The 23,195-nt window shown below is 36.2% G+C and carries 24 protein-coding genes and 6 pseudogenes; 20 read left to right on the forward strand and 10 right to left on the reverse strand.

The annotated features are described in order from the left end of the window. The first annotated feature begins 213 nt into the window (after positions 1-213). The 6 genes and pseudogenes from BT1A1_RS01140 to BT1A1_RS01160 all read left to right on the forward strand — a co-directional run bounded on the left by BT1A1_RS01140 (position 214) and on the right by BT1A1_RS01160 (position 4,982). A pseudogene (locus BT1A1_RS01140) lies at positions 214-995 on the forward strand (hypothetical protein). Positions 996-1,005: 10 nt separating this feature from the next. Then, positions 1,006-1,463 (forward strand): annotated as a pseudogene (locus BT1A1_RS01145) (hypothetical protein). Positions 1,464-1,785: 322 nt separating this feature from the next. Continuing rightward, positions 1,786-1,977: a helix-turn-helix transcriptional regulator gene (locus BT1A1_RS01150; protein ID WP_034767204.1), complete on the forward strand. Its 192-nt coding sequence runs from the start codon at positions 1,786-1,788 to the stop codon at positions 1,975-1,977. Next, positions 1,970-2,545 carry a peptide deformylase gene (def, locus tag BT1A1_RS01155; protein WP_034767207.1) on the forward strand — a complete coding sequence of 192 codons (576 nt, stop codon included), beginning with the start codon at positions 1,970-1,972 and terminating at the stop codon, positions 2,543-2,545. Before BT1A1_RS01150 ends, def begins: the two co-directional genes overlap by 8 nt. 99 nt (positions 2,546-2,644) lie before the next feature. After that, complete coding sequence (locus tag BT1A1_RS18330) at positions 2,645-2,890, forward strand: hypothetical protein (protein ID WP_156103130.1); 246 nt, start codon at positions 2,645-2,647, stop codon at positions 2,888-2,890. Between the two features lie 856 nt (positions 2,891-3,746). Further along, positions 3,747-4,982: an MFS transporter gene (locus BT1A1_RS01160; protein ID WP_034767209.1), complete on the forward strand. Its 1,236-nt coding sequence runs from the start codon at positions 3,747-3,749 to the stop codon at positions 4,980-4,982. A 1,364-nt stretch (positions 4,983-6,346) separates the two neighbouring features. Here BT1A1_RS01160 and BT1A1_RS01175 read toward each other — a convergent pair. Next, positions 6,347-6,664 carry a hypothetical protein gene (locus tag BT1A1_RS01175; RefSeq protein ID WP_034767213.1) on the reverse strand — a complete coding sequence of 106 codons (318 nt, stop codon included), beginning with the start codon at positions 6,662-6,664 and terminating at the stop codon, positions 6,347-6,349. A 309-nt stretch (positions 6,665-6,973) separates the two neighbouring features. On the opposite strand from BT1A1_RS01175, the gene BT1A1_RS01180 reads away from it, so the two are divergent. The 8 genes from BT1A1_RS01180 (at position 6,974) to BT1A1_RS18345 (ending at position 12,685) form a co-directional block, all read left to right on the forward strand. Beyond that, complete coding sequence (locus tag BT1A1_RS01180; protein ID WP_034767216.1) at positions 6,974-7,309, forward strand: PadR family transcriptional regulator; 336 nt, start codon at positions 6,974-6,976, stop codon at positions 7,307-7,309. A gap of 3 nt (positions 7,310-7,312) precedes the next feature. Next, positions 7,313-8,188: a hypothetical protein gene (locus BT1A1_RS01185; RefSeq protein WP_034767219.1), complete on the forward strand. Its 876-nt coding sequence runs from the start codon at positions 7,313-7,315 to the stop codon at positions 8,186-8,188. Between the two features lie 253 nt (positions 8,189-8,441). Then, positions 8,442-9,416, forward strand: a complete 975-nt coding sequence (locus tag BT1A1_RS01190) for an ROK family transcriptional regulator (RefSeq protein ID WP_156103139.1) — start codon at positions 8,442-8,444, stop codon at positions 9,414-9,416. Positions 9,417-9,538: 122 nt separating this feature from the next. After that, entirely contained in the window at positions 9,539-10,762 is a 1,224-nt protein-coding gene (locus BT1A1_RS01195) for an MFS transporter (RefSeq protein WP_034767224.1), read from the forward strand. A gap of 197 nt (positions 10,763-10,959) precedes the next feature. Next, positions 10,960-11,760, forward strand: a complete 801-nt coding sequence (locus BT1A1_RS01200) for an HAD family hydrolase (protein WP_034767226.1) — start codon at positions 10,960-10,962, stop codon at positions 11,758-11,760. A gap of 156 nt (positions 11,761-11,916) precedes the next feature. Then, positions 11,917-12,111 (forward strand): hypothetical protein, encoded by a 195-nt coding sequence (locus BT1A1_RS18335; protein ID WP_156103131.1) that lies wholly within the window; start codon positions 11,917-11,919, stop codon positions 12,109-12,111. Between the two features lie 117 nt (positions 12,112-12,228). Continuing rightward, a complete protein-coding gene (locus tag BT1A1_RS18340; protein WP_156103132.1) occupies positions 12,229-12,423 on the forward strand; it encodes a hypothetical protein in 195 nt (64 codons plus the stop codon). Between the two features lie 118 nt (positions 12,424-12,541). Further along, on the forward strand, positions 12,542-12,685 hold the full coding sequence (locus tag BT1A1_RS18345; RefSeq protein ID WP_156103133.1) for a hypothetical protein: 144 nt from the start codon (positions 12,542-12,544) through the stop codon (positions 12,683-12,685). 405 nt (positions 12,686-13,090) lie between these two features. Here BT1A1_RS18345 and BT1A1_RS01210 read toward each other — a convergent pair whose 3' ends face one another. Further along, positions 13,091-13,546, reverse strand: coding sequence for a hypothetical protein (locus tag BT1A1_RS01210; protein ID WP_034767230.1), 456 nt, complete (start codon positions 13,544-13,546; stop codon positions 13,091-13,093). Between the two features lie 628 nt (positions 13,547-14,174). On the opposite strand from BT1A1_RS01210, the gene BT1A1_RS18955 reads away from it, so the two are divergent. Further along, entirely contained in the window at positions 14,175-14,372 is a 198-nt protein-coding gene (locus BT1A1_RS18955) for a hypothetical protein (protein ID WP_034767233.1), read from the forward strand. Between the two features lie 79 nt (positions 14,373-14,451). Here the strand turns inward: BT1A1_RS18955 and BT1A1_RS01220 are convergent, their stop codons facing one another. The 3 genes from BT1A1_RS01220 to BT1A1_RS01230 are packed head-to-tail and all read right to left on the reverse strand — an operon-like array spanning position 14,452 to position 16,335. Further along, positions 14,452-15,096 (reverse strand): ABC-2 transporter permease, encoded by a 645-nt coding sequence (locus BT1A1_RS01220; RefSeq protein ID WP_034767235.1) that lies wholly within the window; start codon positions 15,094-15,096, stop codon positions 14,452-14,454. After that, positions 15,080-15,949, reverse strand: coding sequence for an ABC transporter ATP-binding protein (locus BT1A1_RS01225; protein ID WP_197057053.1), 870 nt, complete (start codon positions 15,947-15,949; stop codon positions 15,080-15,082). The genes BT1A1_RS01220 and BT1A1_RS01225 overlap by 17 nt, the downstream gene beginning before the upstream one ends. 14 nt (positions 15,950-15,963) lie before the next feature. Continuing rightward, positions 15,964-16,335, reverse strand: coding sequence for a GntR family transcriptional regulator (locus BT1A1_RS01230; protein ID WP_034767240.1), 372 nt, complete (start codon positions 16,333-16,335; stop codon positions 15,964-15,966). Positions 16,336-16,574: 239 nt separating this feature from the next. On the opposite strand from BT1A1_RS01230, the gene BT1A1_RS01235 reads away from it, so the two are divergent. Next, positions 16,575-17,159, forward strand: coding sequence for a Uma2 family endonuclease (locus BT1A1_RS01235; RefSeq protein ID WP_034767242.1), 585 nt, complete (start codon positions 16,575-16,577; stop codon positions 17,157-17,159). Positions 17,160-17,364: 205 nt separating this feature from the next. Further along, entirely contained in the window at positions 17,365-17,616 is a 252-nt protein-coding gene (locus tag BT1A1_RS01240) for a hypothetical protein (RefSeq protein ID WP_034767245.1), read from the forward strand. 192 nt (positions 17,617-17,808) lie between these two features. On the opposite strand, the gene BT1A1_RS19405 is transcribed toward BT1A1_RS01240, so the two are convergent. From BT1A1_RS19405 to BT1A1_RS19160, 4 genes and pseudogenes are all read right to left on the reverse strand, one after another. After that, the gene (locus BT1A1_RS19405; protein ID WP_268755033.1) at positions 17,809-17,904 is read right to left on the reverse strand and encodes a TetR family transcriptional regulator C-terminal domain-containing protein; all 96 of its coding nucleotides are present in this window, start codon (positions 17,902-17,904) and stop codon (positions 17,809-17,811) included. A gap of 766 nt (positions 17,905-18,670) precedes the next feature. Beyond that, positions 18,671-19,417, reverse strand: coding sequence for a hypothetical protein (locus tag BT1A1_RS01245; protein WP_034767247.1), 747 nt, complete (start codon positions 19,415-19,417; stop codon positions 18,671-18,673). 397 nt (positions 19,418-19,814) lie between these two features. After that, positions 19,815-20,170 (reverse strand): annotated as a pseudogene (locus BT1A1_RS18960) (YitT family protein); the annotation flags it as partial. Between the two features lie 200 nt (positions 20,171-20,370). Beyond that, positions 20,371-20,619 (reverse strand): annotated as a pseudogene (locus BT1A1_RS19160) (YitT family protein); the annotation flags it as partial. 88 nt (positions 20,620-20,707) lie between these two features. Here BT1A1_RS19160 and BT1A1_RS19165 point away from each other — a divergent pair. Together BT1A1_RS19165 and BT1A1_RS01260 are read left to right on the forward strand one after the other, a co-directional pair. Beyond that, positions 20,708-21,159 (forward strand): annotated as a pseudogene (locus BT1A1_RS19165) (MarR family winged helix-turn-helix transcriptional regulator). A 15-nt stretch (positions 21,160-21,174) separates the two neighbouring features. Beyond that, positions 21,175-21,698, forward strand: a pseudogene (locus BT1A1_RS01260) (GNAT family N-acetyltransferase). Positions 21,699-21,814: 116 nt separating this feature from the next. On the opposite strand, the gene BT1A1_RS01265 reads toward BT1A1_RS01260, so the two are convergent. Further along, positions 21,815-22,405, reverse strand: a complete 591-nt coding sequence (locus BT1A1_RS01265) for a TetR/AcrR family transcriptional regulator (protein WP_034767251.1) — start codon at positions 22,403-22,405, stop codon at positions 21,815-21,817. A 175-nt stretch (positions 22,406-22,580) separates the two neighbouring features. Between BT1A1_RS01265 and BT1A1_RS01270 the strand changes: the two genes are divergently transcribed. Then, positions 22,581-23,129 (forward strand): hypothetical protein, encoded by a 549-nt coding sequence (locus BT1A1_RS01270; RefSeq protein ID WP_034767253.1) that lies wholly within the window; start codon positions 22,581-22,583, stop codon positions 23,127-23,129. Positions 23,130-23,195 lie beyond the last annotated feature (66 nt).

Consider the following 23,195-nt stretch of genomic DNA (forward strand, 5'->3'; position numbering starts at 1 on the left):
AAGAACGTTTGTTTCCATAAAAATTTTTGACATTTAGTAAATGATAAATTATCTAATGCCTCTTCTTTAGCAACTTTTTAATTTTTTCCATTGGTTCCTTTTTCATTGAAATTTTTTGCGCGCCACATGAGGAGAAAATATAGATAGAGTAAATTAATCCATTTAGGAAAAACTAATTATAAAACATTAAATTTATTTACAAGGTGAAAAAAATTGAACAACTATACGAATGACAACACCGCTAGACGCTATAAGGCTCATGTAAGCATTTTAGGAACTACTCAACTTCATTTACACAATCCCTACATTATTGCTTGGTGGTCGGCAGCATTCCCGGGTTTTGGTCATATGATTTTATCAAAATATCTTCGGGGATTTGCTTTATTTATCTGGGAAATAGTTGTAAATATTGAAGCAAATATTAATTTATCCATGATTTATTCATTCCAGGGACATATTGACTTAGCTAAAGAAGTATTAAACCCTAGGTGGCTTCTCATGTATATTCCGGTTTATCTCTTTGGTATTTGGGACTGTTATCGAACCGCAGTGGACATGAATCGGGTATATCTCTTAGCGGAACAGGAGAATCACCGTTTTAATTCATTTTCACTTGGAGCGCTTGAAATAAATTACTTAGATAAACGAAATCCGTTTTTGTCGATAATATGGTCACTATTTATACCAAGGCTTGGACAACTATATATTCACAAGATTTTAACTACTTTTTTATCATCATTGGATTAGTCGTTTTTTATTATTTTTCACATTTTCAAGAAGCTGTTTTGTTGTTGCTTTTAGGAAAGGTTCAGGAGGCTACCTCTGTATTAAAACCTGAATGGCTTTTATTTCTCCCATCTCATTATGGTTTTGCCATGTATGATTCCTATGTTAATACGGTTGAAAATAACAAACTTTTTGATAAAGAACTTAAAGATTACTTAAAAGAAAAATACCAGAATAACAATTTTCACATAAAAAAGATCAAAAAGTGAAGTGATGAATATGCAATTGTTTTCAACTTTTGAATGTAATCAATATGTGGAAATGGCAATTTCTACATTAGAGAAAAACGGAATTTTAAAAGAAAATATATTTGCTGTTCCGCTGGATAATCGGACTGAGGATCGAAAAGTTTTTGATACGATTCACCGTTCAGACGGCATATCATTTTTATCGATATAGGCGTTGCGATGGCAACCGCTTTCTCGGTAATTGGTGCAAGTATCGGGTTTAAATTGACTTGGGGACCAATCTATTGGGGACTAATTAGTGCATTTGTAGGTTTTGTTCTTGGGTTCGTCATTCGATTATTTATTGAATTAATTTTAAAAAAGAGGAAAAGAGTCCGCAAAGGGAGGCACTCGCAAATCATTCTCATCATTGATTGTGAAGAGGCAAAAGCTGAGTTAGTTGAAAGTATTCTTTGGGACCATTTTGCGCTAGGTGTCGCAAAAATTTAGGATTTAACGGTCTTTTATCTCTTATTGAAATGAGGGGGTGAGTGACCATATTTTTATGCAATTTAAAACTATACATATCGTGGTCAATTTATCCCACCTTACCGGAGAGTCAAGACCCTACCCCAATATTCTGGGTTTTCAAAGAAGGATAGGCGGAAGACGGGCTGCTCTAAAGGTTCGATCGGATAAACTAACCATCAGTGGGGATGAAGAAAATTACCACTAATGGAAGTTCCACTTTATTATGTCCAAAGTTCTTGACATATTCATTCAGGTTGTTATAGAATATAAATGTCCAAAACTATAGACATAGGTGATACGATTGAAAAATAAAATAAAAGCAATACGGAAGAAACTTGGGATCACACAAGAACAGCTTGCCGAAGATTGTGGGGTAGTAAGACAAACGATAAACTGTATCGAGAATAATAAATATGATCCTACATTGGAACTGGCATTTAAATTATCAAAAACACTAAATGTAAAGGTAGATGAATTGTTTATTTATGAGTAAATTTCGTCCAGAATATATAATTACGATGAAAGATATTGTAAGGGAAGGCAATCCTATTCTAAATCAAGTAACAGAAGAAGTTACAATACCTCCTTCCGAGGAAGATAAAGAAACACTCATTTGTATGATGAATTTCTTGAAAAATAGCCAAGACCCTGTTCTGGTAAATAAGTATAAACTACGTGCAGGTGTAGGCTTATCGGCAAATCAGATTGGTTTGAATAAGCGTATGTTTGTAGCTTTTTTAACGGATGAGAAAGGGATTCAACATGAATATACACTTATAAATCCGAAAATTATTAGCCATTCGGTATCGATGATTTATTTGCCGCAAAGCGAAGGATGCCTCTCCGTTGATCGGGAAATTAAAGGGTTTGTTCCAAGATATGAGCGAATTAAAGTGAAAGGTTTTAATTTGGAGGGCGAGGAAATCGAATTAAAACTCAGTGGGTATCCTTCTATTGTTGTTCAGCATGAGATCGACCATCTAAATGGAATTATGTTTTATGATCGTATTAATAAAGAAAATCCATTCCAGTTACCGGAGAACTGTAAAAGTTTATACTGAAATTTATCCCAATCTCGTCACCAATTTTAGGTGGGGAACGGCCATTTATGACGACGAAATCCAATCTCGTCACCAATTTGATGAGGGAAACGGCCAATTTTGACGACGAGGCCTGTTCTCGTCGCCATTTTGGGGCGAGAAACACTCAATTTTGACGACGAAACGTATTCTCGTCACCATTTTGAGGGGGAAACGCCCAATATTGACGACGAACCCCATTCTCGTCGCCATTTTGGGGCGAGAAACACTCAATTTTGGCGACGAGAATCGCTCTCGTCACCAATTTTAGGTGGAAAACGGCCATTTATGACGACGAGACCCGTTCTCGTCGCCATTTTGATGTGAAAAACATTCAATTTTGACGGTGAAACCCATTCTCACCGATATTTTTAGGCGCGGAACACTCATATTTGCCGATGAGCCCTTTCTCGCTAGTAATTTTAATGCTCAAGGGGCTGTCCAAAAAGTAAACATCAAAAAGTAAACCTTTTATATAATCCAAATTGTATTAACCTAAAGTAGGCTGTCCGAAAGCAAATAGCAATTAAAAATAACTTGAAATATCTTGCAGTTATATGTTATAGTCTATTTATCTTTAAAGAAATGGAGGATTTCCTAGTGATTGATAGTATAAGACTACGTTACCAATCTTTGAACCGTTAATTGAATACGTTCAAAGGCTCTGCTTGTGTAGCCGGGTAAATGGGATTAGTCTGCCTATCGATAGGAAACCTTTATTTTGCGGATATTTGTAAAAAGTGGGGGACGGATCTGCCCTCTTTTTTTCTGTCTTCAAAAAATGTCCTGTTCAAAGGTTAACTAATAAACTGTAGGTCTGATGATTTGGCAAAGACTGGCCAAAAGGGTATATTCTATCCTTTTCTTTCGTGAAGGCAACAGTCAAATTGTGCAAAAACCAATATCCATTTACTTTCAAGCACAGGTGGGATGCCTGTGTTTTTCTGTTTTCATTCTATCTTGACCGACCACACCCTCAAGCAGTCGCGGTGCAGAAAAACTGATTCGGGACAAAGTTAAAGATGGCGTGTAAATTTCGTGATTTTAAAAAATATCAAAAGTATGTCTTTCTTTCTTGAAAATGTTTACTGTAAACTGAAAAGGGAAAATTTTACACCGTTATAAAAAGCTTTTTCTAATAGGGGAGAAAAAATTTTTAAAAAAAGAAATGGGTTGATAGTGGATGAACAGCGCAACACATAATGATAAAAGCAATTGGTACAAGAATATTGTTCTCTTTTTAAGTAGCCAGGCGATCTCATTATTCGGCTCGTCCTTGGTTCAGTATGCCATGATGTGGTATATCACGTTATCAACAGAATCCGGTGTGATGATGACGATTTATATCATTTGCGGTTTTATTCCAACATTTATTTTGTCGCCGGTAGCGGGTGTATGGGCTGATCGTTATAACAGAAAAATGCTGATTGTACTTTCAGATGGTCTCATTGCCCTAGCAACACTTATTCTAGCCATTCTCTTTTTAATGGGGTTTGATGATATTTGGTTGCTATTTTTAATGGCAGCAATTCGCGCTTTTGGGACCGGCATACAAACCCCGGCAGTCGGTGCGATTTTGCCGCAGATTGTTCCAAAAAATAAATTGACAAAAGTGAACGGAATCAATGGAAGTATTCAAGCTATTATTATGTTTGTATCACCATTGGTTAGTGCTGCTCTATTAGGAATGGCAACGATGGAAATTATCTTCTTTATTGATGTCGTAACAGCAGCCATTGCGATTGGAACACTACTTATCTTTTTAAAGATTCCTTTACATGAAAAGGCCAAGGACAAACAAACAACAAGCTACTTAAGTGATTTTAAATTAGGTTTGCAATATGTGAATAGTCATGACTTTCTCAAGAAGTTCTTCTTGTTCTTTGCTCTCTTCATGGTATTAATGGCGCCGGCTTCCTTTTTAACGCCACTACAGGTTGCACGCAGTTTTGGTGATGATGTGTGGCGGCTAACTGCCATTGAAATTGTCTTTTCCATTGGTATGATGGCGGGTGGGGCAATCATTGCTTCGTGGGGAGGCTTTTCAAATAAAGTAAAGACAATGGGATTTGCTACAGTAATCATGGGCGTTTGTACATTCGCATTAGGAAGTGTTCCAAACTTTTGGATCTATTTATTTTTCATGGGTGTATTCGGAGTGGCCATGCCTATTTTAAATACACCGGCTACCGTATTATTACAGGAAAAAATTGAAGAAGATTATTTAGGAAGAGTTTTCGGGGTGATGGGGATGATTTCAACTTCCATGATGCCAATTGGAATGCTGATATTCGGTCCGCTTGCCGACATGGTAAAAATTGAATGGCTACTGATTGGAACAGGAGCATTTATTATGTGTTTATCGCTATTATTAGTCAAGAACCATGTGCTAATTGAAGCGGGAAAATCAAGTGGGTGAACAGGAGAGGCTGTCAGAGGAATCTCTGCAGGAAGGAAGCACACAGGATAAAGAAAACTCGGCAATCGTCGAGTTTTCTTTATAAAAATAGGGTATTGCACGGTTGAGAATATAATATTATCTTTGAACCTCATTGGCTATTGCCATCTCATCGGGATTTATAAAAAAACCGAGATCATTCGTGAAGTATGAGAGTTTCAGTTATTTTTTGGAGTATTTTGATGGATAAATGTTACATATTTAAAAAACAGCAATGTGAGGGATTGAATGAATAAATAGAATGTAAATGAATAGGTTGGCTTCCATCCTTTATAAATAAACACTTTGAAATAGGATGATAGCCATTCAAAGGCAGTTCCAAAAGTAGACCATATGACAATATAAACAGCAATCCAATATCCTTTTATACGAAGCCGGTCATAAAAATATACAAAAAAATAACCGGTGGGGGCAACTAATACATATGTGAAAATATCGAAAAGGTCATAGTATGGCGAATTCATAATATCGTATAAGTCTATCCTTGGCGTCGATAAAATATGATCCGCAAACCGCGCGATTGTCGAGGAAAAAAGCATAATAAGGATTGTGACGCTAAGAGGGAATCTTTTTGGTAGTAAATGGAGCACGGAAAAGGCGATGAACATACAAATTAGAACAAACCATTCATTGATATCAAAGGAGTTAGGAAGTTTCATCAGGTCTGGATCCCCTCTTTCTTTAAAATGGAACGAAACCATTGCTGGCAGAAATAAGTTGTCAATAGGATTCCAAAGAGTGAAATCAAGGTTTTTTGATAATTCCAGTTAATAAAGGTGATGACTCCTAATTGAACAAATAGAAATTCTGCTGCCCAAAATATGAAAAACACAAAAACGCTTAAGACAATTTTTTTTAGTTTTGATTTTACACTGCAAAAGAGGTTTAGGTAGCCAATGCAAATAAGTGGTTCAAATATCAGTTCATAGAGCCTGAATAAGATTTCTAACTTCATGTCGCCTTCAATTTTAAAAGCACCCAAGTTAACACCAATAATCGAAAAATAGCTTGATAGGAGGAAGGCAAGTACAAAATAGTTGAAAATATTGACAATTATATGAAATTTTTTCTTGATGGAAAAAAATAAGATAAGGAAAATCAGGTATACATCAATGACAAATTCCATTGTTCTTTTCATTCCCTTATAAAATGTTCTTTATGATTTCCGGTGGTTCGTTTAGATTTTTCGAGAATTGATCCAAAAAATTTTAATAAAGGATTTATTTTAGATAAAAAAGTTGGCTGAATAACCCGCCAAATACTATAAAGCTTATAGGGTATTTTTTCATTTTTATTCCTATTTTATGCGGAAATAATCCGATAACTTAGTTTTTATGTTTACTTTTGAACAGAAAGAAAAACCACCATATGAACAGGAACAGATACCCTATAATTGAAAAAATAGCCCAACTAGCACCTTTTTGCAATTGACTTACTAAATGTTCAAATTCATTCATTTCTTCTGCTCTTCCAAGACTGTTAATGAAGGCAACTATTGGAATGGTCACAGTGAACACAATGGTTAGAAAGGGCAAAATCTTTCCTTTCTTTTTCACTATGCTGTATATCGCCGTTCCTAATGTTGATAAGAGAAATAAGTAATATAATACCCAGAACCAATTTGGCAAAGTTTCCCAATACATAAATACCCTCCTTAAAAATTTCAAATTCATTTCTGTAAGCTCACTTTAACAGAAATATAACTTAACATAAATGTATATGACAAAAACAATAATCTATTAAAAAGGATCCATTACCTGTCCATGAATGATGAAGGATTAATCAAATAACGAAAATGGAATATGAATGAAAAACGATTATTGATTATACTTGACAGTCGTAGTACTATGGCTTACAATAATTAAAAAGGTGAGGAAAGAATACCTCGCCTAAAAAAAGCAAAAAACCTACGACAGCCGTAGTACTTTGATAAGCGAAAAGATGGTGAGAGTATGGGAGGACAAATATCAAGTGATATGCTGCGCGGACACACGGATACAATTGTGTTAGCGAGTCTCTTGGATCGTGACCGCTACGGGTTTGAAATTTATAATCGTGTGTTGCAGAAAACCAATCATTTGTACGAATTAAAAGAAACAACACTTTATTCCAGTTACAAACGTCTTGAGAAAGAGGGTTACATCGAATCCTATTGGGGTGATGAAACACAAGGCGGTCGCAGAAAGTATTATCATATCACCGAGCGGGGGAGGGAACTATACCGGCAAAAACTCGAGGATTATGAGTTTACCAAGAAGATCTTGGAACGATTATTTATGGAGGTATAAATTATGGAACTAAAAGAATTTATTGATAAAGCATTTGAAAAATATGAAGAGTCACCGGAACTGATTGATTTTAAAGAGGAATTATTAACAAATCTTCAAGATCGTTTGAAGAGTTTAGAAGCGAACGGAATCAAACGTACAGACGCATTAAGACAAATACAAATAGAATTTGCAGATATTAACAAAATTGCTGATGAAATGAGTTTAGAGAAAAAGAAAGAGGTATTTGAAATGCGATACATGTCATTGCGAAATTTTGTTACAAAGACACGTGCCGCCATTTATACCATTCTGGGCGTCCTTACTGTATTTGCAATCATTATTTCCTGCTTTAGTTATCTTTTTTTAGGCAAAGTTGATGCTGTAACAGGTGTTATGATGTTGTTTTTAGCCGTTCCTTTAGCAGGGTTTGTCTATATGGGCTTAACACAGGAAACAGCAACTCGCAACCCAATGCGACCAATGCGTGCCGCAATTTATGCTGTTGCAGTCTTTGTTTTCTTATTTGGAGTCATTCTTGTACCAATCGGCCCAATGTCAACATTCGGTGAAGCTAAATCATTAGAAGGTGCTTTAGCGGTTTTAATTCCTTTTGCCTTACCAAGTCTCGGTGTGATCACATTTTTAGTGATTACAGAACCCGAACATCGGAAGGCATGGGTATTAAAAGAAGCCGAAAAACAAAATGAATGGGCAAAGAACTTTGAAACATCCGGTAATGCGCAAACGTTTGGCATCATGACGGCAGCGCTTTGGATTTTAGCGATTGGTGCCTTTATTCTTTTACTGATTATGAAATTATGGGTTTTCAGCTGGATTCCATTTGTTGTAGCACTGGCTCTGATGATGGTCCTACTCGCATATTATATGAAAAAATAAAAAAACAAGCTGAAGGAAATGAATTTGTCTGAGATTCATTTCCTTTTTACACGTTAATATATAGAAAGCCTGCTGAAATTCGGCTGGATTATTGAAAAGGTATTTCTTATATGCTATATTATGAACATACTTATTAAAGATGTTTAATAAGTTTTTTGCTGGAGACTTTTTAAATTCATTTAATAAGCAGACGTAAGGTGTGAAGGTTGTGAAAGTTAATTCAAAATCGTTAAGTAGGGTTTTTCTTCCCGCTATGCGAAAATCGCTTTTAGAACTTGGGAGTGCAACAAAGGTCGAACTAAGCGAACATTTGCAAATTAGTTTCCCGACTATAAGTAAGTTTTTGACCGAGATGGAGAAGAATGGGGAAGTTATTTCAGTTGGTTTCGACAAATCCAGTGGCGGGAGAAGAGCAAAAAGATATCGGTATAATCCTGATTATATGCAGGGACTTGCTATTTTCTTAGAAAGGAACGAGACAATTTATACTATATTTAATTGTGGGGGAGAAATAAAGAAACAAGGAAAGGCACCAAGTGTATTAATCGATAATGGGATATACACATTAACTAAGTTCATCGAAAAAGTAATAAAGGCTAATTCGTCAAAAATAAGTTCAATTGCCATTGGTGTTCCAGGTTCGGTGGATAATGGCCGAATTTTTTATATACCGGGATATGAGCAGTTTCAAAATTTTGATCTAAAAGGGTATATTGAAGACTTATTTTCGATACCTGTCGTTGTCGAGAACGATATGAATGCTGCTGTACTAGGGTTTAGCTATAATAATCGAATTGAGGAGAATCAATCTCTTGTCTATTTGTATTCCGGGCAAAATGGACCGGGTGCAGGATTGATGATTAATGGTGATATGGTGCGGGGGAGTACCTTTTTTGCAGGAGAAATTTCATTTGTCCCTCAGTATGATGAACGAAATTTTAGTCAGGCGTTAAAAGATGGAAGTAACTCTAGTCAGTTTACTAATTTTGAAAGTAATCAGATTGATGCTATTAGTAGGTTAGTAGCCACATTTACCGCAATTATGAATCCACATACGATTATTTTTTGTAGAGATGAAGTTGAAAAAGAGGTTATAGACAAAATTGCCATTGATAGCGCAAAATATATCCCTTCTGAACATCTTCCCGAGCTAACAATCAGTGATTGGAAACAAGATTACTTGTATGGATTACAAAAGCTTTGCCTTGATCTTATGATGAACAAATAGTGTATATGTTTTCTCAATACTTTTTAATGTCATTTAATAAGTGTATCTCTTTTGGTAGATTTTAAGCAGGAAATAAACGAAATTGGGAAAAGGTGAAAAAATGCATAAGCGAGGGTTACATGATGACAACATTTCTTTTAATCATTATTTATTTGGCTTTTATCAGCCTGGGCTTACCTGATTCCTTGTTGGGAGCAGCATGGCCGGTAATGCAATCGGATTTTGGCGCACCAATTGAGACGGCCGGATACCTGTTTATGACGATTGCAGGGGGTACGATTCTCTCCAGTTTAGTTAGCGGAAAGGTGTTGAAACGATTTGGCACAGGCAAAGTCACATTTGTCAGCGTATTAATGACTGCTTGTGCGTTACTCGGCTTTTACTTTGCTCCATCCATTATTTGGCTTTTTCTTTGTGCCATCCCACTTGGTATGGGAGCGGGTGCTGTTGATTCGGGATTAAATGATTATGTAGCGACCCATTATAAAGCCCATCATATGAGTTGGTTGCATTGTTTTTGGGGAGTCGGTGCAACACTTGGTCCTGTTATCATGGCCCAATATATTTCAAATCAAAATTGGGGTAAAGGGTATCTCACTATATCAGGACTTCAATTCATATTAGTCGTCATCCTTTTGTTCACCTTGCCTTTATGGAACAAAGTAAATAGCCATATTACTATAAATAAAGAGCCGGAAGAGCCAAAGGGAATTTCTTTTAAGGAAAACGCTGAGAAGGTAAGACCTTTACAAATGAATGGTGTTAAATTAGCCTTGGCATCCTTCTTTTTTTATTGTGCGGTTGAAGCGACAGTGGGTCTGTGGGGAAGCAGTTTCTTGGTAAATGTGAAAGGGTTAACAGCGGCAACTGCTGCCGAGTGGGTTTCCTTTTATTATGCAGGAATCACGATTGGTAGATTAATGACGGGCTTTGTCACCTTTAAAATGTCGAACCAGGTGCTTATCCGGATGGGGCAAATCATCGCATTAACCGGTGCCATTCTTCTCGTCTTACCATTGCCATCCTTCTTCTCGGTTGCAGGTTTTATTGTTGTGGGATTGGGACTAGCTCCAATTTTTCCCTGTATGTTGCATGAAACACCGGCACGTTTTGGGGAAAAGCATTCACAGGCCATTATGGGTTATCAAATGGCGGTTGCTTATACCGGCAGTACATTTATGCCACCACTTTTTGGGTTCATTGCATCACATACAACAGTCGCACTTTTCCCGATTTGTACGGTTATATTTGTGATAGCAATGGTTCTCAGTTCCGAAAAATTGAATCGGGTACTGAAAAAGAAACTATTAATAAATAACAAGAATAAAAGTTCAACGGCAATCTAGTCATTGATTGCGAGATGGTTATGAAACACTGAAAAAGTGGTTGCTCTGATTAATGAATTTAGGTTTTAAAAATATAAAGTAAGTAGAAGAAGAGGGTTGTCAACATACAGTAGAAGATTTCCTTCATGATGTTCAATCATTAACTTTTTATGCTGCTTTGAGGGTTATTTAAAATTTGTCACGGAAGAGGTACTGATATGATTAAATTAGTGCTAACGGATATGGACGGAACATTCTTGAACAATAGCGGTGACTTTAACAGGGAATTATATAAAGATGTCAAAATAATCATGGAGGAGAAAGGAGTCGTTTTTGCTCCGGTTACCGGCAAACAATGCGAGCGTGTAGAAGAGTTATTTGGTGATGATGCAAAGGGTTATTGGATTTTGGGTGACAGTGCAACTCGGATTAAGCATAATGGGAAATTCGTATATGAATCGTTGCTTAGTAATAAATTAGGACTTGAAATGATTCGTTTGCTTGAGAAAATAAGTTTGGAACATACGATAATTGCATGTACAAGAAACGGTGCGGTCATAAAAGATAATATACCTCAAGAAGAAGCGGCTATTGTGAGAAGATCCTATGCCCAAGTAAGGCAAGTGTCTGATTTCAATGAGGTGACTGAGGACTTTGTTAAGATTACTGTTCATGATCCGGCGCATAGATGTTTTGAAACTAGGGAAAAATTATCTTGCCTTTTTGAGTCAGCTTATATTGTCGCATCAGAATCAGCTTGGATTGACATAGCCAATGCGAATGTTCATAAGGGTACAACCGTTGCATATTTACAGCAGCTATTGAATGTAACTCCGGAAGAAACAATGGCATTTGGCGATGGTTACAATGATATCGAGCTTATGGAGCGGGCCGTCTATAGCTTTGCTGTTCGAAATGCTGTTCCGGAATTAAAAGAAGCTGCAAATTTTATTACCCGTTCCAACGAAGAAGACGCGGTCATGAAAACAATCATGCAAATTTTATCTTTACAGAAATGATAAAAAGGGAGAAATGAATCTTGTTTATTTTACGGATTTGAGAAGGAGGGGGGTGACTTCCACTCTTTGTCTCGTCGCCATTTTGGGGCAGGAAACGCCCAATTTTGACGACGAAACGTATTCTCGTCACCATTTTGAGGTGAAAAACGCTCAATTTTGACGACGAAAGGCATTCTCGTCGCCAATTTGAGGAGAAGAAAGCCAATTTTTGACGACGAAACCCAATCTCGTCACCATTTTGAGGTGAAAAACGCACTATTTTGGCGACGAGCCTCTTTCTCGTCACCGTTTTTGGTCGGGAAACTTCATTTTTTGGCGACGAGGCCTGTTCTCGTCACCATTTTTAGGTAAAAAACGCCCAATTTTGACGACGAAAGGCATTCTCGTCGCCATTTTTAGGTAAAAAACGCCCAATTTTGACGACGAAACGTATTCTCGTCGCCATTTTGAGGTAAAAAGCGCTCAATTTTGACGACGAAACGCGTTCTCGTCGCCGTTTTGAGGCAGGAAACGCCCAATTTTGACGACGAAACGTGTTCTCGTCACCATTTTGAGGTGAAAAAAGCACTATTTTGGCGACGAGCCTCTTTCTCGTCACCGTTTTTGGTCGGGAAACTTCATTTTTTGGCGACGAGGCCAGTTCTCGTCACCAATTTGAGGTAAAAAACGCTCAATTTTGACGACGAGGCCAGTTCTCGTCACCGTTTTGAGGCAGGAAACGCCCAATTTTTGACGACGAAACGCCTTCTCGTCGCCAATTTGGGGCGGGGAATGCTGTTTTTTGGCGACGAGCCTCTTTCTCGTCACCGTTTTTGGTCGGGAAACTTCATTTTTTGGCGACGAGGCCAGTTCTCGTCACCGTTTTGAGGCAGGAAACGCCCAATTTTTGACGACGAAAGGCATTCTCGTCGCCATTTTTAGGTAAAAAACGCCCAATTTTGACGACGAAACGTATTCTCGTCGCCATTTTGAGGTAAAAAGCGCTCAATTTTGACGACGAAACGCGTTCTCGTCGCCGTTTTGAGGCAGGAAACGCCCAATTTCGACGACGAAACGTATTCTCGTCGCCAATTTGAGGCGGAAAACACTCAATTTTGACGACGAACCCCAATCCCGTCACCATTTTGAGGTGAAAAGCGCTCAATTTTGACGACGAAAGGCATTCTCGTCGCCATTTTGGGGCGGGGAATGCTCAATTTTGGCGACGAGGCCCAATCTCGTTGCTAATTTTGACCGAGCTTTCAACGATAAAGTTTCTTGGTATTAGGTGGCTGAACGTTTTCTAATATGATAAGGTTAAAAATGAAAACAGTTTACCAACTCCCATCAATCACTTCCCCTTTTTAAACCCTTCCTGCTCCAAATAGTTTGTAGCGCCATTATAGGTTGGGAATGTACCGTCCAACAGTTCACCGGCAAAGGTATTCCAAAGGTCCAGTTCTGCGTCATACTGGAGTGTCAACGTATTACCGTGCTCATCTTTCCATATTTCTTCATTAAACGGTTTTGCCGATAGCGATTGTATCGATAAGCGAATGATATTGCGCAGTTCTTCTTCGGTAAAGTCCCGAATATTAACCATTCCCTTGTCATCCATTGGATAATCATGAGGGAAAAGTCCTGCATAAACAAAACCATTGCCGTTCGGATGCAAATGATAAACGACTGTCTTTTTTTCTTGGACACTCTCCTCATAATGGAAATTCACTCGTTTTAGCGAAACATCCTTCCTTGTAAGTTCCGGGAAAGATTCAATAATCGCAAGTTTTTCTTCAAATGTAAACATAGGCCCTCCTGAATTTTTTTCTTTTATCATTCCTGTAAAATATAGCACTTAAACATATATTTTAACAATAAATGGAAAATTAAACTATTTTTCACATTAAACTGTAATTTTAAATCAGGCATAATTTTGCCATAGAATATCCTTTCAAATTATTAACAGTGGCTTTCTTTATTATCAATAGTTAATCATTTATCATTATGTTAAAAAACCAAAAAGTAGTTTAAGCTTTAAGTACCATATGATGTGTCATACAAATCATTCCTTCCGCTGAACAGATGCTTGCAATGAAAATATTATCGGCTAGACCGGAACCATATTAAGATTTTGCGATGCTGAAATTCTTATCCGGTATCTTCAAATTGAAACTTTAGAAGAAGTTATTCAAATTTTTGATGGAAGGAAGTTTTTAGGTGATCGGCAAAAATGTTTCTCAATTATGTTGGAAAGGATTTGAATAAGCATTGGAGAGAATTTTCAATATAATTCATGCAGAAGACTTCAACCTTGCCCTAACCAATTTGCTATTGACTTTTATTCAAGTAATTACGAAAAGTATTTCGAGGAACTAATATTCACTGAAGAAGAGATAGAAAAATTAAATAAGGAAGAATTAGAGAAATTAACCAAGGTGGCGGCAATTATCGAATATATTGGGAACAGGCAACCAAAGGCAAAATTATATGATTGGATTTATTCGGATAAACTAAAACTGGAAGAACCATATACACCCGGATTGGAAAAAGAAACATTTGAAAGGGTTAGAAGGATTATTCAGCACCGAAAGAATTTGCGTCAAGAAATGTCTTTTATGATGAGAAAACCTTGAACCCATTTTAAAAACGGATGGTGCATTTCGTCCATTTAAGATGAGGAAATGCACCTTTTTTGAACAACTAATTCTGATACTAAAATTCTCTGTTTTTATAGAAGGTTAGTGATAATAAATAGGATAGTACGAAAATGAATATAGTTGGTAAAAGAATTACAAATATGGTTTCTATATTCGATAAACTTGATAGGATAAATAGAGACTTTGGATTATTTTCGGTCATATAAGAAATCCATGCTGAACCGCCGAAAATTAGGAGAAAGAATAGCAGTGAATTAATCATTCTCGATTTCAAAAAACCATATTTAAAAATTACCGGAAATGAAATGGAACAATATAAAACAGAAACGATAATTGAACCTGCCATTCCGGTAAGTGAAAAAGGAATAGGTTGCAGCGGTAACTTTAATATATCAACGACTAGATAGATGAGTAAATTTATCAAGATGGCAAAGGCTGCAATTACAATTACAGATAAATATTTAGCCAATACAATTGTATTTCTTTTAATCGGTAAGCTAATTAACATTTTGTCGCTATTATTTTTATCATCTATGGCACTTGAACCTAAAGCCAACAAATAGGTTACACCAAGCACCCCGATTAAAAATCCGGGTGCACCTATTTTGGAAAAGAAAAGTGAAAAAAACAGAATAAAGACAATGGAAAGGAAAACAGATTTTTTTTGAACAAGAAAATCCTTTTTAATAAGATGGAACATTTTGTCCACTCCCTTTCGTGGAAAATAATAAAATATCTTCTAATGTTGGTTTTTCAATCATCACCTGATTACCAAATCGGTCCAGTAGTTCTTTTTTGTCGTTATATAGCGCTTTAAAGCCAAATTTATTTTGTTCGACTCCGATAAAGGAAAGGTTTGTCGCAGTTTCGAGAAATTCTTTACTCCCTTTGACAATCACATACTGTTCCAACAATTCATCCATTGGTTTGCTTAAGATTATTTCGCCATTATTTATAATGGTGATATAGTCGGCGATTTTTTCCAGATCGGATGTAATGTGTGTAGAGAAAAATATCGCTTTGTTTTCATCTTCCATTAAAGAGCGTAAAATGTGCAATAATTCACTTCGGATCAGAGGATCGAGGCCGGATGTAGGTTCATCCATAATCAGCAGTTCTGCGTGATGGGACAAGGCGATGGCCAGTGAAAACTTCATCTTCATTCCTTTTGATAATTGTTTAATTTGCTTATTTAACGGTAAACTAAACTTTTTCGCATATGTTAAAAACGCATTTTCATCCCAATTTTTATAAAATGGACGAATGATATTTTTCATTTCTTTAACGGTTAACTCTTCGTAAAAATGATTTTCGTCATAAACAAACCCGATTTTTTCTTTAATTTGTAGTTCATCTTTTATATGATCGAACCCAAAAATTTTAATTTCGCCGCTATCTTTTTTAATTAAGTTCATGATTAATCTAATGGTTGTGCTTTTTCCTGCACCGTTCGGACCGATAAAACCCATGACAAAGCCACGATCTAAAGAGATATTTATATTTTTTAATGAAAAATCCTTGTAATGTTTGGAGACATTGTTTATTTCCAGAATCTTATTCAAGTTGTTCACCCCTCGTATAAAAGTTCTAAAATTTTTTTCAATTCTTCCAGCGACATCCCGATTAACTTTGCTTCTGTGATTGTTTCACTCAGTTTTTGTTCTACCATTTTCATTTTCTTTTCTTTCAAAATATCTGTGTTGACGGGTGCGACATAAGAACCTTTCCCTGCAACAGTCACTATAAATCCATCTTTCTCTAATTCGTCATAAGCGCGTTTTGTCGTAATCACACTGATTTCCAGTTCTTTCGCCAAGCTCCTGATGGATGGTAAAGCCTGGCCTTCTTTTAGGTCGCCGGTAAGAATTTGACTTTTGATTTGGTTGATAATTTGAAGATAGATGGGTTCGTTTGCGGAATTTGAAATAATAATATTCACAAAAGAGATCACTTCTTTCGTTATTACTGTATATGTACAGTATATACAGTTTGAGGTAGTATGTCAAACTAAAAATGATCGAACATTTTTATGCAAAACTTGGAGACCGTAAAAGAGTTTTGATACTTATTTCTAGTTAGTTGCCTCATCAAACAGACCACTTTCCATAAAGCAATATTCAACTGTTATGGGACAATATAATAAAAGAATATAATGGATTTCCAAGGGGGTTAAAGTTGATGGATGCAATTAATCAAAGTCCAGAAAAATTAACCTATAAAGAATATGCAACATGGGCGGAAGGAAAAAGATGTGAAGTTTTAGATGGGGTAATTATCAGTATGGACCCATCTGTTTCACCAAAACATCAAGAAGTATTGATGCAACTTTCAATTGAATTTGGTTCTTACCTTCGAGGAAAGTGTTGTAAAGTTTTTGCAGGAGATGTTGATGTATACTTATTTGAAGACAAAAAAGGGTGGGATAGTGAAAAAGTAAAGAATTGGGTCATACCTGATATGGTTATTGTATGTGACCCGGATAAAATAAAAAAGCACGGAATTGTTGGTGCCCCCGATTTTGCACTTGAAATTCTTTCCCCGTCTTCAGCAAAAATTGATCATATGGTCAAAAGATGGGCCTATTCAAAAGCGGGTGTGAAAGAATATTGGATTGTAGATCCGGCCAACCAACTGGTCGAAGTCTATCTATTAAAAGAAGGCGTTTTAGAATTAGAAAATGTCTATACAAAAGAGGACTCGGTCCATGTTCACGTCCTGGAAAATTTATATATTGATTTAGCCAATATATTCCCCGAACCATAAAACTTTTTAATCATTATACTTGAAAATGAATCAAACCATAGAAGAGGGACACCGCGAATGAAAAGGGTGTTTTTGACCCTCTTAAATGTACCGAAAATTGAAAATGGTAGAAATGTAAAGATATAAAATAATTGGGAAAGAAAAGGGTATTTTAATATTTCTGATGTTTGGTATAATATGTATAACTTTGGAAGGAGGGGATTTAATGAAATACTTTATTATTTCAGCCGGATTTTTCATTTCAGCCGCAATATTATATTCCGCACGATATATTACTTCCGGTTTGATTTCTCTAGTTATGAACGCTGTTGGAGATGATGTCTTGACTCCTCATACACAACCACTTTTAATATGGAGTGTAATCTCGGTGATATTAGCGGTCTTATTTTTAATAATTGGTTTAATTAATAATGATTTGGAAGGCGGTAAAAAGAGAATTAAGGATTTTTTTAATTAATTAAAGTCTTACAGGATAAGAAATTATCATCTAGCCAAAATCATCCCGTAATTGTTGCAAATGAACACGGAAAACCCATTGCCACTCATTGTCTTGCCGTTAATTAAAGCGATGTGGCATATGGTGGCATATGGGAATCTCTCGACGTTGAATTGAATTCCAATTCTATTGCCCGTTTTCCTATGAACATAATTAAAAATGACAAATTTCGTCGATATGATGTTCCAATATCGAGATAATTCGCTCTTTTGTCAATCTTTCCGGGTTCAAGATGGCGTGAATAGCCAATCCGTCAATTAATGGTTCGAAATCTTATAAGCGTTGCCACAAAAGTGTGGTGTAATTTACCAGGTGTTCTTTTATAATCAGTGGGATGAAGAAATCCCACTGATTGAAGTTGTGAGCTGGCATGACTGATAACTTGGTGGTGAAAGTCCATTTCAGGCTTGGCAGTAGGAATTGTTAGCGAATGGCAAGGGTTGTTCATTGCAATGTGGAATCTGAAGGAAGCTGGACGCAAATTCTCGAACTGACCAACAAAAACTACATATAAGGCTAATTGTGACGGACGAATCTGCAATACAAGATAAAGTCCGATACTGTACGCCCCCCATACAGTAAATGCAGTTACATGTGAATAAGGTTATCACTCTTACCCGGGGAGGTCTCATGGACGAGTAACTGTTCGGTTGAAAAAGATTTATCATGAGATATCAGCAGAGGATATAGTAGTTCCCTATACAGGAAACGAAGAATCGAACAACCTTAAATCTTGGAAAAATAAGGGGGAGTGGATATCGCCAACTAAAACAGGAAACATTGTGGTATCAACCAAAAGATGGCTGCTTATGGATGCATAAGTTGGAAACTGAAGAAGTACATAAGAGCTTGCAGGGATGTAAACATGGAACTGAAAGAGCTAGATTGTATCAACTAGATACTTAAAAGGTTAAACCGCCCTGTACGGGTCCCGTACGCAGGGTGCTGTGAGAGGTCGACTAGCCAACCAATGGCTAGTCACCTACTCGATTAAAAATTTCCTCATTAAATAAATTTAAAGCGGGATTTTAACAGCTACTAATTCGCCATCCAAAAATTTACCTACTTTCACAGGATAAATGACTTTTACATTTTTTGAACCTGTATTTACTCCATGAGTATATTGTCTAACTATCCCATTTGAAATACGTACTCTTGGATCAAATCTCCAATAACCTTGGTAACCAGCTGGGATAGTCATTGAATGACTGCCAGTTATACTTGCAGAATCTTGCCATGTATATCCAACGCTACCTTTAATAGCTGATTTTTCAGGAGTGTTTAGTGAAACACTAAATGAATGGCCTTGTGTATAACTATAAGATATAGTAAATGTATCATTACCAGGCCCTGGATTTTTTTGTATAATACTAGCCCGGGAGCCATATTGTATTCCGTTATGATTGCTAGATTCTGTATAACGGTACCAAACAGTTGGAGCGGCAATTACAATAGGACTTTTCTCAACTTTATTCTCTTGGAAGGTACTATCTACCTTTTTGAGGTTGGGTATTGACGCTTGTCTTTTAACGTAATCTTCCATATCAACTTTTCCAATAACTTCTCCACCTTTGACTTCAAACACTTCAATGTAACCACCTGAATTTACATCATAATAACCTCCGATTTCTTTATCATAAAAGATGTTAGGAGCTTCTGTAGGTTTCATTTTGTCTACGTTTATTTCTGCGGCTTCCACACTTGTTCCCAATATAATGAGAGCAAAAATTGATGAAAAGATAAATAGTGATAATTTTTTCATTATTACTCCCTCCTGTACTAAAAAATTATAATCTTATAAATATAATAACATATAATAATTATAAAAGAAAATAGTATTTTACTATTTTTTATAAATTTTTAGGTATAATTATTGGTTTTTCAAGGCGGGTAAAATCGAAATTGAAGGAGTCAGTCAATCAAAACCCAAACAAAATAAACTATAAAGAATATACAACATGGGTGGAAAGAGATATACAATAATTGAGAAAGAAAAGAACTTGGAAGTACAACAAAAGTTGAGATTAATAAAAAACTAGAGACTAATTTTCTAACAATAAGTAAGTTTCTGGCAGATTTGGAGCTTAGGTATCCCGTTCTTTTGTTTTGGGACAACTCCATGTTTTTTCAGTTGCTTACAGAAAAATAATAATGAACTATTATGAATAATTTTTATTTTTTGTATAATTAACCTGTGCACTAGACTTACGAATATGAGATTCATTACATTTTTCGTGATTGGCATAAAGAAATTAAGGATGAACCCTCCCAAACAAACGGTTAATAACACCAATAGGGCCATTGAAGATGATTGCCAAGATTAAGAACACAAGGTAAATGAACGTTCTTGAAATAAATCTGTTCTTGTTAATTCTTGGATGATTAATGTTAATCGGTCAATTGGAATCGGTGCGAAATTTGTCTGTCAATAGATTGCAGTCCCTAAGCCGATAATGACAAGACCAACGCCAAAACAAGCCATTTTGATGTACCATTGTCCCGGTGTAACAAAATTGTGGTTCATAGCACTTAACAATGGGTTTATAGGTTTTGGGAGCTTTATATGGAGTAGCGGGTATGGTAGCCTTGTTTGGCGGTGTCGATGTTGTGACATCTGGCTTCTCGGCAGGAGAACCATGCCCGCCGAGGCCCCATGTCAAGCCCCCTTCTAATAAACTATCTAAGTTATACCACCCCACAAAAGTGCGAATACCCCAAATTGTCCAATAAAAAAAGCCAGAGATCAATTCCTATACTCGTTATAAAGGATGTTACTAATCCCAAAACTTCCGACCGCTGCTTCCCTAAAAGTGCATTACAACCAATCATTATACATGCAATGATAACTTCCCACCTTCCAACCTTAGCCTCACGTTTATCGAAAGTCCTACTAAAAGGTGTGTCAATAGGTGAAGTACAAAGGTCGGATTGAATTGTACCAAGAGTTAAAATGAAAATCCCTATTTCATAGTAAAATTATTTCACGATAATCGACCTGAATATCAGTTGATTTTTTTGTTGCATTTGCAACAAAAATACGAGGGTGTTTATGATGAAAGAAATTTTACGTGAAATTGGCATGATAGCGAGAGCCTTAGGTTCGATCAGTAATATTGAATTTAAGGAATTTGACCTTACAAAGGGTCAGTATTTGTATTTGGTGCGCGAATATACGAAAACCTGGGAATTATTCAAGAGAAGTTAGCTGAAATGATAAAAGTTGATCGAACAACAGTAGCTCCTGCTATAAAAAAACTGAAAATGAATGGTTTCATTGAAAAGAAAGAAGATGCGCATAACAAAAAAATAAAGTATATTTCCAACTGAAAAGGAAAAAAGGTGTATCCTTTTATCAAACGAGAAAATGATTATTCCAATTGTGTGGCATTAAGCGGATTTTTTGAAGCAGAAGCGGAAACCATTTTACACCTTCTTCAAAGAGTAAGAAAAAATGTAGAAAAAGACTGGGATTATGTAGAAAATGGGAATAAACGTAATTATTAATGGAATAAGGAGCGGATTCACAATTCAATAAAGATAAAAAAGTGTACACCGGATGATGTTCAGAAACTTCAAGGAATTAGATATGAAACATTTAATGTGAAACATTCAGGGAGCAAAATAAACCGGAGAATATCGGAGCCTACTTGGAAAGGGAGTTTAACTTAAAACAATTAGAAAAGGAACTAAATAACCCTTTCTCACAATTCTTTTTTGTTTATTTCACTAATAAATTGGCGGGATATTTGAAAGTGAATATGGGGGATGCTCAGTCAGAAGAAATGGGCGGTGACTTGCTTAAAGTGGAGCGGATTTATGTAAAGGAGAAATTCCAAAAGTTTGGCCTTGGTAAAGTTCTACTCAATAAAGCTTTTGAAATTGCGTTGGAAAATAATAAAAAGAAAATTTGGCTAGGCGTATGGGAAAAAATTAGAATGAAATTGGTTCTTTGAAAAAATGGAGTTTGTACAATCCGGTGCACATTCTTTTTATATGGTGATGAAGAACAAACAAACAATATCATGACGAAAACACTCCTTTAATTTTTAAAATGGAGTTTGGAAATTTGTTCAAATTGCTTTTTGACACAAATTTCCCCGTTCATTTTCACTTAGTCGGCATAGTAAGAACCGTCCTAAAGGTAATCTTCTTTTTCCTTTCAAAAGGGAAAATGACAAATTTCGTCGATATGATGAGCCAATATCGAGATAATCCGCTCTTTTGTCAGTCTTGTTGGGTTCAAGATGGCGTGAATAGCCAATCCGTCAATTAATGCACACAATCTCTCCGTTTCCAAATCTTTGTCGATCTCTTTTTTTAGAAATTGCGCCCGATCCAGTGAATCCAACAGCTTTTGAATCCCCTCCAAAATCCCATCATTTTGGCTTTCCCTGTTTCCTTTATTGCGGAAAAATAATACAAATTCAAGCCAAACCTCCATTTCAGCTCTTGTCGTTTCATTTGTCGGAACAATTTCCAAGAGCATTTGTAAAACCATTTCCTTTGGCGGCAAGTTTTTTAAAGCAATTTTTTCAACCCGTTCAGACACTCTCTCTTTCACCAAATCCATTGCGTAAATTAACAATTCTTCCTGGGTGGAGAAATAGTGTCTGAGAGCGCCTAATGATAGCCCCGCTTTCCTTGCAATATTTCGTACTGTCGCCCCTTTCATTCCTTGCTCTAAAATAACTTGCCAAGTCGCTTCAGCAATTGCTTTTTTTCTATTATCATGATCAACAATTTTTGGCATACTATCAGTTTACCATAAAAATTTAAATAATACACTTGTATTAAATAAAAATGTTTGTTATGATTTATTTAGCACATCTGTATTAAAAAATGCTCGTGCCCAGTGCTTGGGAAAAATCGATTTCAAAATTTTTCCCCTGTATTTTTATTCTTATTTTGTAAAAAAGGTGATGGAAATGAATTGGATAATTTGGTTAATAATTGCTTGTGAAATCGGCTTTTGGGTTTTTATTTTACTTGGGTTGAGTTTCCGTTATTTATTGAAGAAGGAGAAGCTGGGTTTCATCTTTTTGGCACTAACACCTGTTGTAGACCTGATCTTGTTAATTGCTGCAACTTTCGACCTTTATAGCGGGACGCCGGCAACAAAAGCTCATGCACTCGCAGCTATCTATATTGGTATTTCTGTTGGATTTGGAAAAAGCATGATTCGTTGGGCTGATGAGCATTTTCAGTACTATATCACAAAAACCGGACCAAAACCGGTTAAATTATATGGATTACAATTTGCCAAACAGAATTTGAAAAGCTGGGGGCGTCATCTTCTTTCGTACTTAATTGGGGCAAGTTTAATTGGAATTATTTACTATTTTATTAATGACTATGAACGGACAAAGGCGCTTATTCAAGTACTGGCGATTTGGTCGCTTGTTTTAATCATTGATTTACTTATTTCCCTTTCCTATTTTGTATTCCCAAGACAACCGGGAAAACCAACAATATAAAACTAATCTAATGACATTTTTAGAAAACAAGGAACCCCTCCTCGAGGACAGTTCCTTTTATTTTTG

The sequence above is a fragment of the Caldibacillus thermoamylovorans genome (assembly GCF_000751775.1).
In the GTDB taxonomy this organism is placed as follows: Bacteria; Bacillota; Bacilli; order Bacillales; family Caldibacillaceae; genus Caldifermentibacillus; species Caldifermentibacillus hisashii.

Excerpts from the sequence above, each read along its gene's own strand:
- def (WP_034767207.1), top strand. The coding sequence starts at position 1,970 with ATGAGTAAATTTCGTCCAGAATATATAATTACGATGAAAGATATTGTA.
- BT1A1_RS01160 (WP_034767209.1), top strand. The coding sequence starts at position 3,747 with ATGAACAGCGCAACACATAATGATAAAAGCAATTGGTACAAGAATATT.
- BT1A1_RS01175 (WP_034767213.1), bottom strand. The coding sequence starts at position 6,664 with ATGTATTGGGAAACTTTGCCAAATTGGTTCTGGGTATTATATTACTTA.
- BT1A1_RS01180 (WP_034767216.1), top strand. The coding sequence starts at position 6,974 with ATGGGAGGACAAATATCAAGTGATATGCTGCGCGGACACACGGATACA.
- BT1A1_RS01185 (WP_034767219.1), top strand. The coding sequence starts at position 7,313 with ATGGAACTAAAAGAATTTATTGATAAAGCATTTGAAAAATATGAAGAG.
- BT1A1_RS01190 (WP_156103139.1), top strand. The coding sequence starts at position 8,442 with ATGCGAAAATCGCTTTTAGAACTTGGGAGTGCAACAAAGGTCGAACTA.
- BT1A1_RS01195 (WP_034767224.1), top strand. The coding sequence starts at position 9,539 with ATGACAACATTTCTTTTAATCATTATTTATTTGGCTTTTATCAGCCTG.
- BT1A1_RS01200 (WP_034767226.1), top strand. The coding sequence starts at position 10,960 with ATGATTAAATTAGTGCTAACGGATATGGACGGAACATTCTTGAACAAT.
- BT1A1_RS01210 (WP_034767230.1), bottom strand. The coding sequence starts at position 13,546 with ATGTTTACATTTGAAGAAAAACTTGCGATTATTGAATCTTTCCCGGAA.
- BT1A1_RS01220 (WP_034767235.1), bottom strand. The coding sequence starts at position 15,096 with ATGTTCCATCTTATTAAAAAGGATTTTCTTGTTCAAAAAAAATCTGTT.
- BT1A1_RS01235 (WP_034767242.1), top strand. The coding sequence starts at position 16,575 with ATGGATGCAATTAATCAAAGTCCAGAAAAATTAACCTATAAAGAATAT.
- BT1A1_RS01240 (WP_034767245.1), top strand. The coding sequence starts at position 17,365 with ATGAAATACTTTATTATTTCAGCCGGATTTTTCATTTCAGCCGCAATA.
- BT1A1_RS01245 (WP_034767247.1), bottom strand. The coding sequence starts at position 19,417 with ATGAAAAAATTATCACTATTTATCTTTTCATCAATTTTTGCTCTCATT.
- BT1A1_RS01265 (WP_034767251.1), bottom strand. The coding sequence starts at position 22,405 with ATGCCAAAAATTGTTGATCATGATAATAGAAAAAAAGCAATTGCTGAA.
- BT1A1_RS01270 (WP_034767253.1), top strand. The coding sequence starts at position 22,581 with ATGAATTGGATAATTTGGTTAATAATTGCTTGTGAAATCGGCTTTTGG.